This window comes from Kerstersia gyiorum (assembly GCF_048595715.1).
Classification (GTDB): Bacteria; Pseudomonadota; Gammaproteobacteria; order Burkholderiales; family Burkholderiaceae_B; genus Kerstersia; species Kerstersia gyiorum.
In genome coordinates this window covers 419217-435075 of record NZ_CP169556.1, presented here as the reverse complement: position 1 = coordinate 435075, position 15859 = coordinate 419217, and the positions used below count along the sequence as shown (strand labels likewise).

The 15859-nt window shown below is 58.3% G+C and carries 17 protein-coding genes; 5 read left to right on the top strand and 12 right to left on the bottom strand.

Annotated elements, in window-relative coordinates; genetic code table 11:
- The first annotated feature begins 6 nt into the window (after window positions 1-6).
- The 3 genes from ACEW7X_RS01910 (at window position 7) to ACEW7X_RS01900 (ending at window position 2331) form a co-directional block, all read left to right on the top strand.
- Window positions 7-417 carry a hypothetical protein gene (locus tag ACEW7X_RS01910; protein ID WP_420177538.1) on the top strand — a complete coding sequence of 137 codons (411 nt, stop codon included), beginning with the start codon at window positions 7-9 and terminating at the stop codon, window positions 415-417.
- Window positions 414-1196 carry a hypothetical protein gene (locus ACEW7X_RS01905; protein ID WP_198512880.1) on the top strand — a complete coding sequence of 261 codons (783 nt, stop codon included), beginning with the start codon at window positions 414-416 and terminating at the stop codon, window positions 1194-1196. Before ACEW7X_RS01910 ends, ACEW7X_RS01905 begins: the two co-directional genes overlap by 4 nt.
- Window positions 1197-1350: 154 nt before the next feature.
- Window positions 1351-2331 (top strand): DUF4917 family protein, encoded by a 981-nt coding sequence (locus ACEW7X_RS01900; protein ID WP_420177537.1) that lies wholly within the window; start codon window positions 1351-1353, stop codon window positions 2329-2331.
- A gap of 557 nt (window positions 2332-2888) precedes the next feature.
- Here ACEW7X_RS01900 and tnpC read toward each other — a convergent pair.
- The 5 genes from tnpC to ACEW7X_RS01875 form a co-directional block, all read right to left on the bottom strand.
- Window positions 2889-4430: an IS66 family transposase gene (gene tnpC / locus ACEW7X_RS01895; RefSeq protein WP_420177910.1), complete on the bottom strand. Its 1542-nt coding sequence runs from the start codon at window positions 4428-4430 to the stop codon at window positions 2889-2891.
- A gap of 65 nt (window positions 4431-4495) precedes the next feature.
- Entirely contained in the window at window positions 4496-4825 is a 330-nt protein-coding gene (gene tnpB, locus ACEW7X_RS01890; protein ID WP_253104750.1) for an IS66 family insertion sequence element accessory protein TnpB, read from the bottom strand.
- Window positions 4822-5229: an IS66-like element accessory protein TnpA gene (tnpA, locus tag ACEW7X_RS01885; RefSeq protein WP_420177454.1), complete on the bottom strand. Its 408-nt coding sequence runs from the start codon at window positions 5227-5229 to the stop codon at window positions 4822-4824. The genes tnpB and tnpA overlap by 4 nt, the downstream gene beginning before the upstream one ends.
- Window positions 5230-5304: 75 nt before the next feature.
- Window positions 5305-5706: a hypothetical protein gene (locus ACEW7X_RS01880; protein WP_420177536.1), complete on the bottom strand. Its 402-nt coding sequence runs from the start codon at window positions 5704-5706 to the stop codon at window positions 5305-5307.
- Window positions 5707-5747: 41 nt separating this feature from the next.
- Entirely contained in the window at window positions 5748-5984 is a 237-nt protein-coding gene (locus ACEW7X_RS01875) for a hypothetical protein (protein ID WP_068371591.1), read from the bottom strand.
- A 303-nt stretch (window positions 5985-6287) separates the two neighbouring features.
- Here ACEW7X_RS01875 and trhA point away from each other — a divergent pair, with 303 nt between their 5' ends.
- Window positions 6288-6878, top strand: coding sequence for a PAQR family membrane homeostasis protein TrhA (trhA, locus tag ACEW7X_RS01870; protein ID WP_238591379.1), 591 nt, complete (start codon window positions 6288-6290; stop codon window positions 6876-6878).
- Window positions 6879-7046: 168 nt separating this feature from the next.
- Here trhA and ACEW7X_RS01865 read toward each other — a convergent pair whose 3' ends face one another.
- From ACEW7X_RS01865 to ACEW7X_RS01845, 5 genes are all read right to left on the bottom strand, one after another.
- Window positions 7047-8060: an MDR family oxidoreductase gene (locus tag ACEW7X_RS01865; RefSeq protein WP_420177535.1), complete on the bottom strand. Its 1014-nt coding sequence runs from the start codon at window positions 8058-8060 to the stop codon at window positions 7047-7049.
- Between the two features lie 384 nt (window positions 8061-8444).
- Window positions 8445-9302 carry an archaetidylserine decarboxylase gene (gene asd / locus ACEW7X_RS01860; RefSeq protein WP_207224940.1) on the bottom strand — a complete coding sequence of 286 codons (858 nt, stop codon included), beginning with the start codon at window positions 9300-9302 and terminating at the stop codon, window positions 8445-8447.
- A gap of 301 nt (window positions 9303-9603) precedes the next feature.
- The gene (locus ACEW7X_RS01855; RefSeq protein ID WP_257741186.1) at window positions 9604-10815 is read right to left on the bottom strand and encodes a beta-ketoacyl-[acyl-carrier-protein] synthase family protein; all 1212 of its coding nucleotides are present in this window, start codon (window positions 10813-10815) and stop codon (window positions 9604-9606) included.
- Window positions 10812-11177, bottom strand: a complete 366-nt coding sequence (locus ACEW7X_RS01850; protein ID WP_253597359.1) for an acyl carrier protein — start codon at window positions 11175-11177, stop codon at window positions 10812-10814. The genes ACEW7X_RS01855 and ACEW7X_RS01850 overlap by 4 nt, the downstream gene beginning before the upstream one ends.
- Before the next feature lie 33 nt (window positions 11178-11210).
- Window positions 11211-11921, bottom strand: coding sequence for a response regulator transcription factor (locus ACEW7X_RS01845; RefSeq protein WP_253103116.1), 711 nt, complete (start codon window positions 11919-11921; stop codon window positions 11211-11213).
- Here ACEW7X_RS01845 and ACEW7X_RS01840 point away from each other — a divergent pair.
- Window positions 11920-12180, top strand: a complete 261-nt coding sequence (locus ACEW7X_RS01840) for a hypothetical protein (protein WP_253597361.1) — start codon at window positions 11920-11922, stop codon at window positions 12178-12180. The genes ACEW7X_RS01845 and ACEW7X_RS01840 overlap by 2 nt on opposite strands.
- 32 nt (window positions 12181-12212) lie before the next feature.
- Here the strand turns inward: ACEW7X_RS01840 and ACEW7X_RS01835 are convergent, their stop codons facing one another.
- Together ACEW7X_RS01835 and ACEW7X_RS01830 are read right to left on the bottom strand one after the other, a co-directional pair.
- On the bottom strand, window positions 12213-13313 hold the full coding sequence (locus ACEW7X_RS01835; RefSeq protein ID WP_420177534.1) for a fimbrial protein: 1101 nt from the start codon (window positions 13311-13313) through the stop codon (window positions 12213-12215).
- A complete protein-coding gene (locus ACEW7X_RS01830; RefSeq protein WP_420177533.1) occupies window positions 13310-15856 on the bottom strand; it encodes a fimbria/pilus outer membrane usher protein in 2547 nt (848 codons plus the stop codon). The genes ACEW7X_RS01835 and ACEW7X_RS01830 overlap by 4 nt, the downstream gene beginning before the upstream one ends.
- Window positions 15857-15859: the final 3 nt, after the last annotated feature.

The following is a 15859-nucleotide window of genomic DNA, read 5'->3' as shown; positions in this document are numbered from 1 at the left end:
CCAGCCATGGTTCCCGGAAATAAATCAGAAGCGCTAGAAGGGCTAAAACGCGTATGGGGCGACAGCCCCGAGACTCGCGTTGGACGCGCTATTCTCGACCTACTTTCCGAAAATCTCGATAATGCTTTTTTGCCACTCTCAGTATTTTTTGATTCAACAAACAGCACTCTCCCTGACGAAAAGGCCGTAGTCCTAAATGTGGTTAATTTTTTTGCAGGTGCTAGCCAACAGCTAATTAGAATTCAGCTTGAATACATCGACGGTGATGAAGTGATGCTACTCGATGATGATGCCGCCAAAGCAGCCACAGAACATGGAGTAAATCCAATTACAGGGGAAACTGATAGCGAACTCGGCACAAAAATTTTTCTTTGCCTTTCGCCTTCAGATATCGCGCGGAGGGTCTTGAAAAAATGACCACCCTTCCGAACGTATCTCTTAACGATTTCTATGCATTGGTGCAGCATAACCCTGTACTGAAAAACATGGTGCGCCAACAGTATGTGGCTACTTATGAAGAATTCGTCGAACTTCTCTACGAGACACTGGACTGCGCAATTAGCCAGCTCCAGGAAAATCCTCAGCATCATCAAAGTGACGACGAAGATGCACTAACCGACAAAATTATTTCGCTATTAAGAATGGCAGGCTACTCTGCAACTCATGGCACATCGGGAGGAGGCAGCAAGGATTTGACCGTTAGATGGCGTAACCCGCAATGGTCTTGGATTGGCGAAGCCAAAAAGTATAGGAGCTTGGCCGATGTGCGCGAAGGCTTTCTCCAATTGACGACAAGATACCGTAATGCGGATCCGTTATACACACAAGGTGGACTGCTCGCATATACGTACCGTCCGAACGCTGCAAAGTTGCTTTCGGAATGGATGAGTGAGGCAGCAAATGTAGCCGAGAGGGCCGAGGTAAAGCTTGAAAATTTTCGTGTTGAGGACTGCGTAACCCGTCCCAAACTGGCTTACACGTCGTATCACGATCATGTGGCAAGCGGGTTGCAATGCAAGATCCGACACATAGCAGTGGTGCTTTATCATCACCCAGAAGATAAGAGCGCACGTAAATCAAAGAAACATAGACGCAACAGAACATCAGGTCTACAAGAGATCAACGAAACCTCTCCAACAGACAATTCTGAACAAGGCGCCCAATCCTTAAAAGCAGCAATTGCTGACAACAAATGAATGTTGCGTACGAACTTTCCGTACAGTACACGTTGCTCTCAAATACGCAGCCAGCCGGGGGAGATGCTGGTTAGCATGAGCTAAAGCCTGTTCGGAAAAAGCTCCCGGAAGGATAGATGGCACTGGCTGGAATCTAAACGAAGGTTAACTTTATATGCTCACATTCGATGAGGCGTGGGATGCCCTCGCTCCTGGTACCCATCCAGCTATATTGCTAGGCAACGGTTTCTCTCAAGCATGGAACGCAGCTATTTTTAATTACGCCAGCCTACTTCAAGTTGCGAATTTTGAAGACCGTGAACCTCAGATCCGTGAGATTTTCAACAGGCTGAATACTTGGGACTTCGAGGCCGTTATGCGCGCACTTGAATCCGCAGAGATGGTAGCGGAGGTCCACGCGCTTGATCCCAGAATAATAGAAAGAATTCAACTAGATCAAGAAATTTTAAAAAATTCCCTTCTATCGGCTGTTTCCGACAGCCATCCACGATTGCCAAGTGAGCTAACTGTTGCACAATATCAAGCTGTGCGATTGCTGTTAGGTCGCTTTAGCCAGATATTCACCGTTAACTACGATCTGTTGATGTACTGGGCTCGAAATCAGGACCTAGAACCCGCCTGGCAGACAGACGACGGATTTCGAGCTGAACGGCTGTGGCGAGGATACGGAACCGAGCAGGAGATACATTTTCTCCATGGGGGTCTTCATTTGTATGAAGAACAGGGTGGTACGCGGAAACACGCCCACACAGGTGAGATTGGTGGAGGAATTGTCGACCAAGTGCGGGCAAATCTAAACATGCAACCACCGCGATTCCCCCTGTTTGTTGCAGAGCCCACTTATCTGAGGAAAAAGCAACGCATTGATCGAAGTCCTTACCTGACCTTCTGCTTGCGGAAGCTGGAAACCAGCGCCGCGCCAATGTTCATTCTCGGGCATTCGATGGACGAAAATGATCGACATATCTTTGACGCTATCCGCAAGTCAGAAGCTCGGCAAATCTTCGTGAGTATATTCGGGGATGACCAAAGTGACGCGAATAGACGCCTGAGAGCAAATGCCTTGGCATTCTTGGGTGGGCCAGGAAAATATGTGGATTTTTTCAATGCCGACACTGTAAGAGCTTGGGGCTGATCGGGAGGGGCGTACACCCTAGCTCCGGAGCATGTAGGACTGTACCGAAATTTCGGTACAGTACAGGTACAGTGACCAGTTTTCGCCAACTCAGCTAGAATACGCTAACCTACTGATTTGAAACTATTTTTTCCTATTTCAACCTACGCTAGAATTCGCCTCATTTCCCTGTAGAAACACAGTAAATCACCGACTCAAAATCCCCCGCCGCAAGGCGTGCCGGTTCGATTCCGGCCCCGGCACCAAGTTTTTTAAAAGCCGCCGAGCTCATCATAACGGCACCAAAATTCAGCATCGCACAAGTACCGACTTCCGTTTTCACCCATGTCGCTGACGTACGCCAACAAACTGATTGGCAATAACTTTTCTCGATGCCAACCTACGTCCGGCTTCGTCGCAGTCCCCTCAATCAAACAACCCCGCCCCCTTCCCCCATCAATACCTGCTCCAACAGCCCATCCAAACTTTCCGCCACTTCGGTCACTTCATCGAATTCCGGTTCGTAACCGTCCGGTCAACGCACATTGACGAACGGCCGCGTTAGCGGCCGTTATCTTTTAGCTTGTCGTGTCAGGTTGCCACCGATGCGGCAGCAACTCCTCGATCCGACTGTTGGGCTGCGTCGGCAAGCGCGTGAGCACATCCTTCAGATAAGCATACGGATCATGCCCATTGAGCTTGGCCGACTGGATCAGGCTCATCACGGCAGCCGCCCGCCGTCCCGCCCGCAGCGATCCTGCGAACAACCAGTTCTTGCGCCCAAGCGCCACCGGCCGGATCTGGTTCTCGATCCAGTTGTTGTCGATGGGCAAGCGCCCATCATCCAGGTAGCGCGTCAGCGCTGCCCAGCGTTTTAGGCTGTAGTCCAGGGCACGGCTGATGCCGCTATTGCCCGGCACCTTTTCCCGATGCGCCAGCAGCCAGGCGTGCAGCGCATCAGCCAGGGGCCGCGCTTGTTGTTGCCGTAATCGCTGCCGTGCTTCCGGCGTCAAGGTTTTGGCCTGGGCCTCGATGGCATACAGCGCCTGGATCGAGGCCAGCGCCTGTTCGGCGATCTGGCTTTTATTCGCCTGGTGCAGTTCGTGGAACTTGCGCCGGGCATGTGCCATGCAACCCACTTCCGTCACGCCTAGGCCGAAGCTGGCTTTGTAGCCCGCGTAGTCATCACAGATCAGGCTGCCTTGCCAGTCGCCCAGGAACGCACGGGCATGAGACCCGGACCGGCCCTCGGTAAAGTCATACACCACCGCTCGCAAGTCCTGGAACACGCCTGGCGCATAGGCCCAGAGGTAGCCGCGATGCGTGGCCTTGCTGCCAGGCTGCAGCACTTGTACCGGCGTTTCGTCGGCATGCAGTACGGGCTGCGCTAGCACCTCGGCACGCAGGGCATCAACCAGCGGTTGCAGCCGCACCCCGCAGACGCCCACCCATTCTGCCAGTGTGGAGCGCGCCAGTTTGACGCCAGCCCGTGCATAGATCGTTTCCTGACGGTACAGCGGCAGGTGATCCGCGTATTTGGCGACCAGCACCTGGGCCAACAGGCCCGTTGTTGCCAGACCTTTGTCGATCACCTGCGCGGGCACCGGCGCCTGGGTGATCGTCTCGCACTGGCGGCAGGCCCACTTGCCACGGATGTGACGCTCGACCGTAAAAGTGCCCGGTACATAGTCCAGCTTCTCGGTCACGTCTTCGCCAATGCGTTGCAACTGGCAGCCGCACTGGCAGGTTGTGTTGTCCGGCTCGTGGCGGATCTCGGTGCGCGGCAGCGCCGGCGGCAACGCCTGGCGCTTGGGTGCTGTAGCTGTTGGAGCCGACGGTCGCGTGCTGCTCAGCTGCAACAGCTCCTGTTCTATCGCCGCCAGATCAGCATCCACCGCATCATCCAGCAGACTGCCTTGTTCGCCCGCCAGGCGCTCACTCTTCTTGCCGTAGCGGTAACGCTTGAGGATCGCCAGCTCGTGCGTCAGTTGCCCGATGCGCGTTTCTTTGTAGAGATTGTCCTGGTTCAGCCGTTCGACCTGGCCCGTCAACTGCTGCACCAACGCTTGCAAGGCAGCGTTATCCAGTTGGGTCAGGTCGGGAACGGGCAATTGAGACATGGCGCCAATGATGCCATGCAGCATGCCATCACGCCATTGCCGATGCCCCCGATTGCGCGCTGTGGCTACAGCACGCTCAGGCTGCCATCCGCATTCATGCGCTGCCACGGCAGACCCACCACCAGGGCGCATGCCTGTTCCACCGACAGGTTCACGTGACTGCCCAGCGTCGGCCATGCGAACTGGCCCTGGTGCAGGCGGCGTACCGCCATCCAGATACCGAAGCCATCGTGGATCAGCACTTTCATGCGTGTACCACGACGGTTGGCGAACAGGTACGCGTGATGCGGCTGCGCTCGACCGAACACCGCCACCACCTGCATCAGCAACCTGTCCATGCCGCTGCGCATGTCCACCGGCTCCACGCCCAGCCAGATGTGGTCGATGCGAATCATGTCAGCAACACCTTCAGACACACTGCCAAGCGGTCGGCGTACTCGGCGGGCCAGTGAAGGCGAACAGGGCCTTTGCTCGACGGCAGTTCTACTGTGATCTGCCCCCGGACTGAGGAGGCATGCATAGGGGCGAGCGATGGATCCGTCATCGTGGCAGGTTTCAACTCGATGAAGTCAGGCGCCGGGCGGATCATTGTGACGTCCAGTCTCGATGCTGATGCTACTGCCAGATATGGCTCCCGTATCCACTTGCGCAGCAGATTGGCATTGACGCCATGCGCCTGCGCTATCGCCGCTACCGAGACATGTGGCTGCTGACATTGCGCGACCAATTCCGCCTTGTATTCGTCCGTGTACCGACGGCGACGCCGACGGCCTGGGCTTTCTTCTAACTTTAAGAGCATACGTGTCCACCTGTTTAAGTGGACACGTATGCTCTTCGATCTCTGGCAACCATTCAAGGTGGGTTCGCCGGACGGTTACTCCGGTTCTGCGCCATGTACGACACGGCCGGCGATTCGGTCCAGGGCCAGGGCCAGGAATTCATAGTCGCCGTTGACGCTCATGAATATCGGTATGTGGCGTTTCCAGAAGGATTCAGCTGTCTGCCGGTCTACCTCGCTGATGGCGGATTCCAGGCTGATGTCGCGCAAGACATCCGGGCCGAAGGCGCTGTCGGATGTGCCCGCATAGTCGGCAGCACACAGGAACCAGCAGGTGCCGTCCTGGTTGTGCAGTTGTTCAAAGCAAGAGAGAAACGCCGCATGGGCAACGTTGCCTGCCGGTGATGGCGGGCTTACAGGCATATTGCCTGCGGGAGGATGGATGATCCAGCCGCGCGCGGCCAGGTGGTTCAGGAATCGTTCGTGCAGCGTTTCCATGGGCACCCCGTTTGTGAAACGGGCAAGCCGGTCTGACCAAGCTACGCCGTCCGATTGGGCCGTTTGTACTGGCTCAACGCCTGCCTGCCATTTTCAGTCAGGACGGCAATGCGTGGCGCCGGGAAAGGCGATTGGGCCGATGTTTTCTGGTAAGTGGCCTCGATAAGGCCCAGCGCTTGCAGGCGGTCGAAGATGACCTGTTTTTTGTGCCAGGGGGTCTGGCGCAAGCGTACGGCTTCAAGCGCGTTCCAGATGCTTTCGTTTCCTACCTGTGCCATGAAGGCATTCGCCAGATGAGGCATACATCCCCCCTTTCAAGAGCGGCCACGCCATCGCAGCAAATCAGGAATCCGATGGACACGGCCTGTAGCCTTTAACTATGGCCCCTTGTTCCCGTCTTGTCCATGCCTAAGTTGCAACCGTTGCGGTTGCATTTGTGCTTGCCATGGGGCAAGCCAATATTGGGGCATCAAAAGCGGTATGACTTGGGCCAGCGCCATCAAATGTTCATCACCGCGTGTTCTACTGGTCCTTTCCCCTGGAATGAGAATCACGTGTACTACGGTGAAAGATTCAATAGTTTGAGTCATCTGTCCGGGTTGCTGCTCGCCGTCGCCGGCGCAGTATGGCTGCTGGCGGGCACCATCCACTCCGGTGACGGATTCCATATTGCGGGCGCCATCATTTTCTCGGTTGCGGTCATTACCTTGTATGCCGCGTCAACGCTGTATCACAGTACCCGCACTTCCCCGCTCAAGCAGATGTGGGAACGCTGGGACCATTGTTCGATTTATCTGCTGATTGCCGGTACGGTGACACCGCTGGTGCTCCGGCAGAGCATGGATTGGAGCGCCTGGCTGGCACTGGCGGTTATCTGGGCCCTGGCGGTATTCGGCATTTTCTGCGAAGTGCGCTCCAACCAGGGCAAGGCGCCTTCGGTGTGGCTGTATATCGGCCTGGGCTGGGCCGGCGTTCTGTCTGTGCTGCTGGACTGGAACCAGCTCAGCCAGACGTCACTGCTGCTGTTGATGGCAGGCGCGCTGCTCTATACCGCCGGCACGGTGTTCTACCGCAATACGTCGAATCGCAGGCATGCCCATGGTTTCTGGCATCTGTTCGTGGTCGGCGGCACCTCGTGCCATTTTCTGTCAATTTCTGCCCACCTGCTTTGATCGCCAGGTTGCTCAGCCTATGCACCTTGGGTCTTGGCGTTTCTGACGTCACTTCCGGACCAAGAAACGCCAGGTGCACCGAATGCAACGAAGATGCCCTGTTTAGTGGGGCAGACGGTTGTCCTCTGATCCGGCTGTTTCCGCAAATTTGCCGCCCACAGGCCGGACTCAGTCCACTGCCCCGCCCGCATTCACGTCTACCAGCACCCTGCCCTGCAGTTCGCCATCAAGCATCTGCGTGCATGCCTCGGCGACGCCATCCAAGGACACCGTCCTGGCCGTAATGCCTTCCAGCTTTTCCAGAGGAAGGTCCTGCGCCACGCGCTGCCAGGTTTCGATGCGGTTGGCGGTTGGCTGCATGACGGAATCCACCCCCAGCAGGCTGACATTGCGCAGGATGAACGGCATCACAGTGGTGGGCAGATCCGCGCCGCCAGCAAGCCCACAAGCAGCGACCACACCGCCATAGTGCATTTCTGCCAGCGCCCGGGCCAACACACTGGAACCGACGGTATCTATCGCTGCAGCCCAGCGCTGCCCTTCCAATGGCCGCGGCACTTCAGCCCATTGAGGCCCATCGGCAAACTCCGTCGCACCCAAGGCCCGTACATAGTCCTGTTTGGCTGGATGGCGGGTCAGCGCCGTGACGGCGTATCCCAGCTTATGCAGAATGGCGGTCGCCACGCTGCCTACGCCACCCGAAGCGCCGGTGACCAGAACTGTGCCACTCTCCGGGCGGATACCAGCTTTTTCCAGCGCATTGACACACAGCATGGCGGTAAAACCGGCAGTGCCCACCATCATCGCCTGGCGCGTGCTCAAGCCTGCGGGCAGGGGCACCAGCCAACCGCTTTTGACACGCTGATACTGCGCGTAGCCGCCCCAGTATTTCTCGCCGACGCTCCAGCCCGTCAGCACGACTTTCATGCCGGGCCGAAAAGCCGGATTGGCGGATTCGACGACTTCACCGGCAAGGTCGATACCGGGCACCAATGGCCAGGTGCGAACGATCTTGCCACGCCCGGTGACGGCCAGCGCATCCTTGAAATTGATGGTCGAGTATTCCACTTTGACCAGGGTGTCCTCGGCCGGCAGCGCCGTCATATCAAGCGTTTCGACAGCAGCCTGGGTACGGCCGCCCTCTTCCCTGAGGACCATGGCACGAAAATGTTCAACGGACATATTGACTCCTTGGTGGCCCCATGGCCGAAGGCATAGGCATGCTGCCGTGGGTGGCCGGCTTGCCCCGCTATCATCACGCGGCCTGGAAAACGACCGATCTCTGGTGCAAGCATTTAGTGCCGGCTCATGTTCGACTAAACGATCTGCCAACTATATTGAGTGCAGCACAAGGGATCAAGTACTGAAACTCAAGGAAAGAAATGGTGCACCCAGCCCATACCGTTTCAACAAGATGCCCGATCACTGGTTGTTAAACGGTAGTACAGCCTCAATCACACGGGCAAAGGCGCACAAAAAAGGCGCCTGAACGGCGCCTTGGACGTTTGTGCAACCCATGCCGGCACAGCCATCAGGCCGCGCCGGGCAGGTGCTGGCACGCGGTATTCAGTGCACGTCCGCCATCGCTTCGCCCAGGCGGATGGCGCTGCCTTCCTGCCAGGCAGGGTTGAAGCGCCAGTCCCCCGGCGGCAGCAGGGCCACGACGGTGGAACCCAACTGGAAACGGCCCATTTCCTGGCCCTGCAGGAACTCGCTGGCCTCGGGCTGGCCCGCGCCGCCATACAACCATTGGCGCGCCTCGCGGCGCCGGGGCGGCGTGACCAGGCCGTGCCAGGTGGTGGCGATGCTGCCCACGATGGCAGCGCCCACCAGCACCAGGACAAACACGCCATATTGCGGATGTTCGAACCAGCACACCAGGCGTTCGTTGCGCGCAAACAAACCTGGCACGCCTTCCACCACAACCGGGTTAACGGAGAACAGTTCGCCCGGAATATGGCGCATGCCCAGCAGCTTGCCGGCACAGGGCATGTGGATGCGGTGATAGTCGCGCGGGCTGAGATACAGCGTGGCGAAGTGCCCGTCGCGAAATGGCGCGGCCTGGGCAGCATCACCCAGCAGGGCTGCCGCCGTGAACTCTTGCCCCTTGGCCTGGATCAACCGGCCTTCCCGCATCGGGCCGAACTGGCTGACCTTGCCATCCACCGGACAGATCCAGTCCGCCTGGGCCAGCGGCCTGGCGTCGGCTTTCAGTTCACGGGTAAAGAATTCATTGAAACTTCCATAGCCAGCCGGGTCCTGCATGACGGCTTCACTCAGATTGACCTGGTACTTGCGGACAAATGAGCGGATCAGGTACTGGGCCAGCCAGGGGGTACGGCAGTCGGCCATGCAGCCGGCGAAGCGGGTCAACAGGTGCTTGGGCGCCAGATGCTGAAGCAGGATCGAGGGTTTGATAGGCATGAAAGACTGGGGGGTCCGCGCATGGCGGAAAACTCGGAAGCCGGCAGAATACCTTGTTCCGCTGCGCAGATGGAAGAACATGCCGCGTGAACAGTTCAAATCCCTGCTGGAAAGTCTGCCCCAGGCGGCCGGAAAAACCAAAAAACGGCCGGTGTGCCCGTTCCTGGAAACAACCGGCCGAACACCCTAAACACCGATGCGAAGCAGCGCGTTGCGCGGCATGCTGCGCGCCGCAGGACAGGCTGTACAGGCACATGGACACCTATGGCGCATGCGCCGCCTGCCGTATCTGTCTTGCGTGCTAGAGAGCCGCCAGCGCCAGCACTGCGTTATTGCCGCCCATGCCGAATGAATTGCTCAAGGCAGCGCCCAATCCGTGCACCTGACGAGCTGCGCCCGGCACATAATCCAGATCGCATTCATCATCCCCGCTTTCATATTTCAAGGTCGGTGGCAGCACCTGCTGTTGCAGCGACATGGCCGTGATCGCCGTCTCCACTGCGCCGCCCGCACCGATCAGGTGGCCGATGGCCCCTTTGATGCTGCTGACGGCCAGTTCATCGGCCTGTGCGCCAAAAACCTTGCGGATCGCCCGTGTTTCGACCTTGTCGCCCGTCAGGGTGCCGGTCGCATGCGCGTTGATGTAGCGAATGTCGGCAGGCGACAGGCGTGCTTCATCCATGGCCCGCTGGATGGCCAGCGCCTGGCCTTCGTGATTCGGCCGCAGGGCATGGGTACCGTCATTACTGACGCCATAGCCGCATATTTCCGCGATGGGCCTGGCCCCCCGCGCCAGCGCATGCTCGTAGGATTCGATCAGCAGCATCGCTGCGCCCTCGCCCAACGCGAAGCCGGTCCGGCCCTTGCTGAACGGGCGGCAACCGCCTTGCTCGGATTTGCCGGCATCCACGCAGAGCACCTGCAACTGCGACCAGGCCTGCAGCAGTTCCGGGCGCAACATGGCTTCCGACCCACCAGCCAGGGCAACATCCAGGTAGCCATCGCGAATACGGCGGAACGCCTCGCCTATGGCCACCGCCCCCGCCGTGCAGGCGGTCGCATAGGTTTGCGCTTCCTGGGTGGACGCCATGCGCTGGGCAATATGCGCTGCCGGGGCATTGGGCATGGCTGCAGGAATCACCAGCTGCACCCGCTTCTTGACCACGCCATGGAAGCCGCCGACCGCGTCGCACAACGCCGACACACCACCGATGCCAGTACCGACGAACACGCCGCACCCGACTTGCTCGTCCGCCTCCAGCCCGCCCTGTTCGAGGGCCTGCCTGGCCGCGTACATCGCCAACAGGGAGACCCGATCCAGCATGATGGCCTGGTTGCCGGGCAATCCGGCCGCCACATCCCCCCGGACGAACCCCACTTCTCGTGCCAGTTGCCCGTCGGGATGCAAGGCTACGCCACACCGCGCGTCATTCAATGCATCGAAGCAGGCCTGGGCGCTGTCGCCTACCGGCGAGGCCATGCCGATCGCCGTGATCACAACTCGTCTTTTCATTGGTTTTCCGCCTCTGCCGGGACTGTTTCGGATACCGCCTTCTGCACCGGTTCCTCACGCGGCCTGGCGGCAACCGCCTGCATCAGGTGAATCAGCCCGCTCAGGTTTTCGGGAAACAGTTCTTCGACATTGACGGTCTCCATTTCCTCACGGCGCATCATGGTTTCCGAGTCGAGCCCGAATTCGGCTTCGATCGCTAGCAAGATCTCCAGCATGGCCAGCGAATCGAACTGTTCTATCACTGTCGCAAATGGCACGTCGTCCTTCAAAGGCGCGGCTTCGCAGCGGCAAGTCTCCGCGATGATGCGCGCCAACCTGTCGCGGACAGGCGCGGTATTTTCAATCACTATCGGCGTCGTCATGTCCTACCTCCCCATAAACCTGTGGGCCGTCCTTCACATCCGGCTTGGACTGTAGTGGTCCGCAATTCCACATTGCTGCGCATACTGGGCCAGCACGAGATCACTATCCACGCCCAGCTTGCGCATGATGTTGGCCTTGTGTGTGGCAATCGTGCTGACCGAAACGCCCAGGCGGCTGGCGATATGCACCAGGCGCACGCCTGCGCCCACGAAACGCAGCACTTCGATTTCCCGCCGCGTCAGTGCGGCATCATGCCGACAATCCCCGAATATTGCCTCTGAGGCAATATTCTGCAAGGATGAGGACAGGTAGGGGCCTTGCAGGCGTCGACGATATTGCAGCGCCTCGCGCAGTTCCTCGACTGAATCACGCTTGCTGACGACAGCCTGGACGCCCATACGAATGACGCGCCGTAACACTGACGGATTGCTCAAGGCCGTAAATAAAACAATTCGGGCACTGGGCCAATTTCTCCGCAGCCCCTCAATTAGCTGCAAACCTTCCGGGCCATTTGAATTGCCCAAATAAAAATCCGTGACGATGATTTCACACGGGTCTTTTTGTAAGTTTTCGAATAATTTTTCGCTGGAGTTAGATTGATGGCAAAGAATAAAGCCACCGCACACACTCAAATAGTCAACCAGGGCTGCCCGCACAATCTGATATTCGTCTGCAACGGCGATTCGGGTTACTAACATCTCAACTCCCGTATAACACTCTCGTGTTGCTGCAACATTTTCCATGGAAATCCGCCAGACCCGGTTATTGCTTGCGACCCAGGCAGGACCAGATGGCCTGCCCATTCCCTGCTGCCCATCCAACATCCTGCTGCCCGGCCCCTGTCTACCACTTATCGTAATTTCAGACGGGCAAAATCAAAGCATCGAAAAAGGCAAAAATCACCGCAACAACCGCAAGTCCAGAAAACGGCGGACAATCAATAATGCTGGATTCCCGACGTCGTCAAAAAATGTCAAGGAAAGTATATCCAGTGATTATTAAATCAATTGCCAAAACAAACATTTTGTCACCCCTCAATTGTAAGTAACTGCGAGTGTGGCCATTGCTTTAACGCTGCCTTCCGTAACAGTCGAACCGGTCTGTATATATCCAGCCTCCATATTCAGGAGCCAGCGGTAGGCGCCGGATGTTCCGGCAGCATCACCCATCCGGACTTTGGCATCGTCGAAACTAACCGGCACAAAGGTATTGCTGTCCGATTTGCGGGACAGATAGACACCCACGCCACTAGCACTGGAATCTGCCGTCAAGGCAAGAACACCTGGCTGCCCGGATACGCTGCCTGACGTGGCCGTGAACGACACGTAGGGTCTGCCGCTGTCGCCCTGGCACTCGGCCATGACGGAAAATTGCCGCGCCCCCTGCTTCGAACCAATACCGCTGAAGCGGTCCTGCCCGACCGGGGCCAGCACGACATTCTTGGCACGATCCGCCGACGCGATATTGCAAGTGGGGATGGACACCGAGATCTGCGTTCTCAGGGATAGTTGCAGCAACTGCGGCACTTTCGACTCGTTGACGCCGTTCCCGGCCACGGACACCTTGCCATACAGACCAGTCTTGATGGTGCCGCCGGAAACCGGGCCGGTCTTGACCAGGGTCAGCGTCGAGACGGCACCGGGTGGCCAGTACAAGAAACCATCCTGATAGGTGTTCATAAAGAACGTATTGCCTGGTTCGCTCCTGCCTGGGTAGGTAAGCTGATAACCGATACCCGCAACCTCCGTGGTGTAGGTTTCCGTCATGCCACTTACCTTTGACCCTCTCGTCATTGCAAAGAACTCCATGGCGCCAAACGGACAATGGCCCATGGGAACTGCTTGCCTTGACATACCCAGGTCAGGCACCGTCACCTCCATGCGCATGAGTTCCGTGCCTATCGGTGCATCCTGCGGTACCTTCAGGACGGTGGTGGTTGGAGTGAAATACAGATTGAACAGCGACGGGATATAAGCGCTAGAGTGTCCACCCACGTTCATCTGGCAACTCGAAGCACGGGCTGCCATGGGCCCTGCCTGTACCATGCCTGCTGCCAGGCAGGCCCCCAACCCGAGCACACCGTTTAAAAGGACCGCGCGCTTGGTGCCACGGCACCGGCCGTTCTCTTGAATCATTCGCATAGCAACTCCTTGGGCTTCAGTGCGTTGACGGGCTGCGTGTCATCCAGGTCGATGAGGAAGCGGCACATCTGGTCCTCGTCATTGCCCCATTTAGCGGTGAAGCTGCTGCTCTCCCGCAACCCGGTCAGCCAGGCCCGGCCCGATGGGCCGACAATGCCAACCTGCTCACCATCCGGTCGCAGCAGCATCGCGCCAAAGGGCACGATGCCTGCGCCCGTCTGCAGCGAGACCAGGGCCGTGCGCCCTTCTTCCGTTTCGAACTCCGCCACGACGACCGCACCGTACGTAGGCACCACGGTTTTGACGTTCTGCTGCAGCGCGACGTTTTCCGAACGGTAGCCCGGCGCCAGGGAAATGCGGTTTTCACGGTAAGGCGTCGCATATGGCAACAGCGCGCGGCCCGCCTCGTTGGTCTTCACGCCTGGATAGTTCTCAACCGCCACCCCTGCCGCGCCATTGGCATCGACGATCACGGCGGTATCGTTGATCTGCTGCCCGAGAATCAGGCCTTTGCTATCGGCCAGCAATGCACCGCTGAGCTCGATTTGCGACGTGTTCGAGTAATGGCTGTAGCCATGACTGATGGTGGCGGCACCCACCGGCCCGGAATAAGACAGCGAACCATAGCCGTCGTGCCGCGTATGTCCATCGTCGCGGCCCAGTCCGGCACGCAGCGAGTAGGTCGTGGAGAAATCCTCGGTCAGGACGCCATTGAGCGTTGCCTGCTGCTGCACGCCACTGCCGGTATGGTGGGAAATGGCATAGCCTGCCGAGTGCATGCCGTTGCCGAACGGAATCGTCAGTTGCAACATCACCTGATTGTTGCGTTGCTGCCAGGGATCCTTCTGCACGTCATAAGACAGGTAGTAGGCAATGTTGCGGTACGCGCCGCCATAGCCCAACCGGAAGGTCGTGCTGTTGCCAGACAAGTTGTGGAAACTGGTACGGAAAATGTTGAGGTTCAGGTTGCCGTAGCGGCCCAGGTTCTGCCCGATGGACAACTGGTATTCCTGCGAACGCCGGGCGCCATAGTAAAAATCAGGGTGCCAGCTGGTTTTTTCCTGCATCGCATCATTGAGGCTGCGATAGCCCGAGGATGTGTAGCGATAGCCCACCATCCGGATGTCGGTGCCTACCCCAGGCACGACCTTCGCATATTGCAACCGCACGGCATTGCCGCTCTGACGCTGCTGTCGCAGCACGTCTGACCGCGAATGGGTGAAATCCGCCGAAACCGCGCCCATTTCCTTCAGGTTGAACGCCAGGCCCATGGAACCGGCGTTATAGCGCTTGGCGCTGCTCCAGCCGCCATACACCGTCAGGCCGTCCATCAAGCCGTAGCCGAATGTCGCCTGCGCCATCCAGGGATGGTCTTCATTGTTGTAGCCCTGGCGGTATTCCCCCGCCAGGAAGTTGTAGTTCCACACACCTTCCCGAACCATGGCCGGCAGGCTGGCAAACGGCTGGATGAAGCGCGACACCTGTCCATCGGCTTCCTCGACCTCCACTTCCAGGTCCCCCCCGCCGACGGTCGAATACAGGTCACTGATCACGAAGGGGCCGGGTGGAACGAAGGTGGTATACACCACGTAGCCATTCTGCCGGATCGTCACACGAGCATTGGTTGACGCCATGCCGTGCACCGTCGGGGCATAGCCTCGCATGCTGTCCGGGCGCATGCCTTCATCGGAGAACACCTGCACGCCTCGAAAGCGCGTCGAACCAAAGGCGGAGGAAGGCGATACGCTGTCTCCCAGCCGGATGCGCGCCGTCCAGTCAGTGATGTCACGCTCGCCATACACCTCGCTGAAATCGAAATGGCCTTCGCCATTGCTATGGTAATAGTTCATCAGCGCACGAACGCGCCAGGTGCCAAGGTTGAGCCCGCTGCGTACGGTCGTGAACGACGAATTGTATGTGTCATGCCCCCAGTCGCCCTTGGTGCGCCCGTGCTGGTAGGTCATGCGGTAGGACGCCCACAAGGCGTTTTCCCCTGAGTCCCAGAGCGATGGCGACACATAGCCGCGCGGCTCACGCGGCAATGCCGCCTGGGGGATGCTCAAAGCCAGGATATTGCTTTCGACCTGGTAGGCCTGCGAAGCGTCGGGCAGCAACGTGTCCAGGTCCACGCAGGAATCGGCGGCGGCAGCAACCAGCTCCGGAAAGGCCAGCACGGCAAAACCCAGCTCTTCAAGCAATGACTTGGTGATGCACGCTTGCGCGTCATCCTTGCCAGGCGCTTCGCGAAAGAAGATTTCGCGCTGCCCGAGCATCCGGCCATTGAGTTCGAGCTTGACGACGTGCAGGCCCGGCAGAACACGGTTGGCGAAAGCAAAAACCGACAGGTCGACCACTTGCGCATTGTCCGTACGATGCAGGAATGCGCTGTCGAATTGCACAGACGCAAGCGCCGGCGCTGGATCTGGGCTGGCATGCACCGCCCAGGGCGCCAGCAGACAGCCGAAAATATAGGGTTTGACGCTTCTTACGGGCGCAACCAGCCGGCCTGGCCATGCCAGGCGCATTTGCTTTCTCACGGC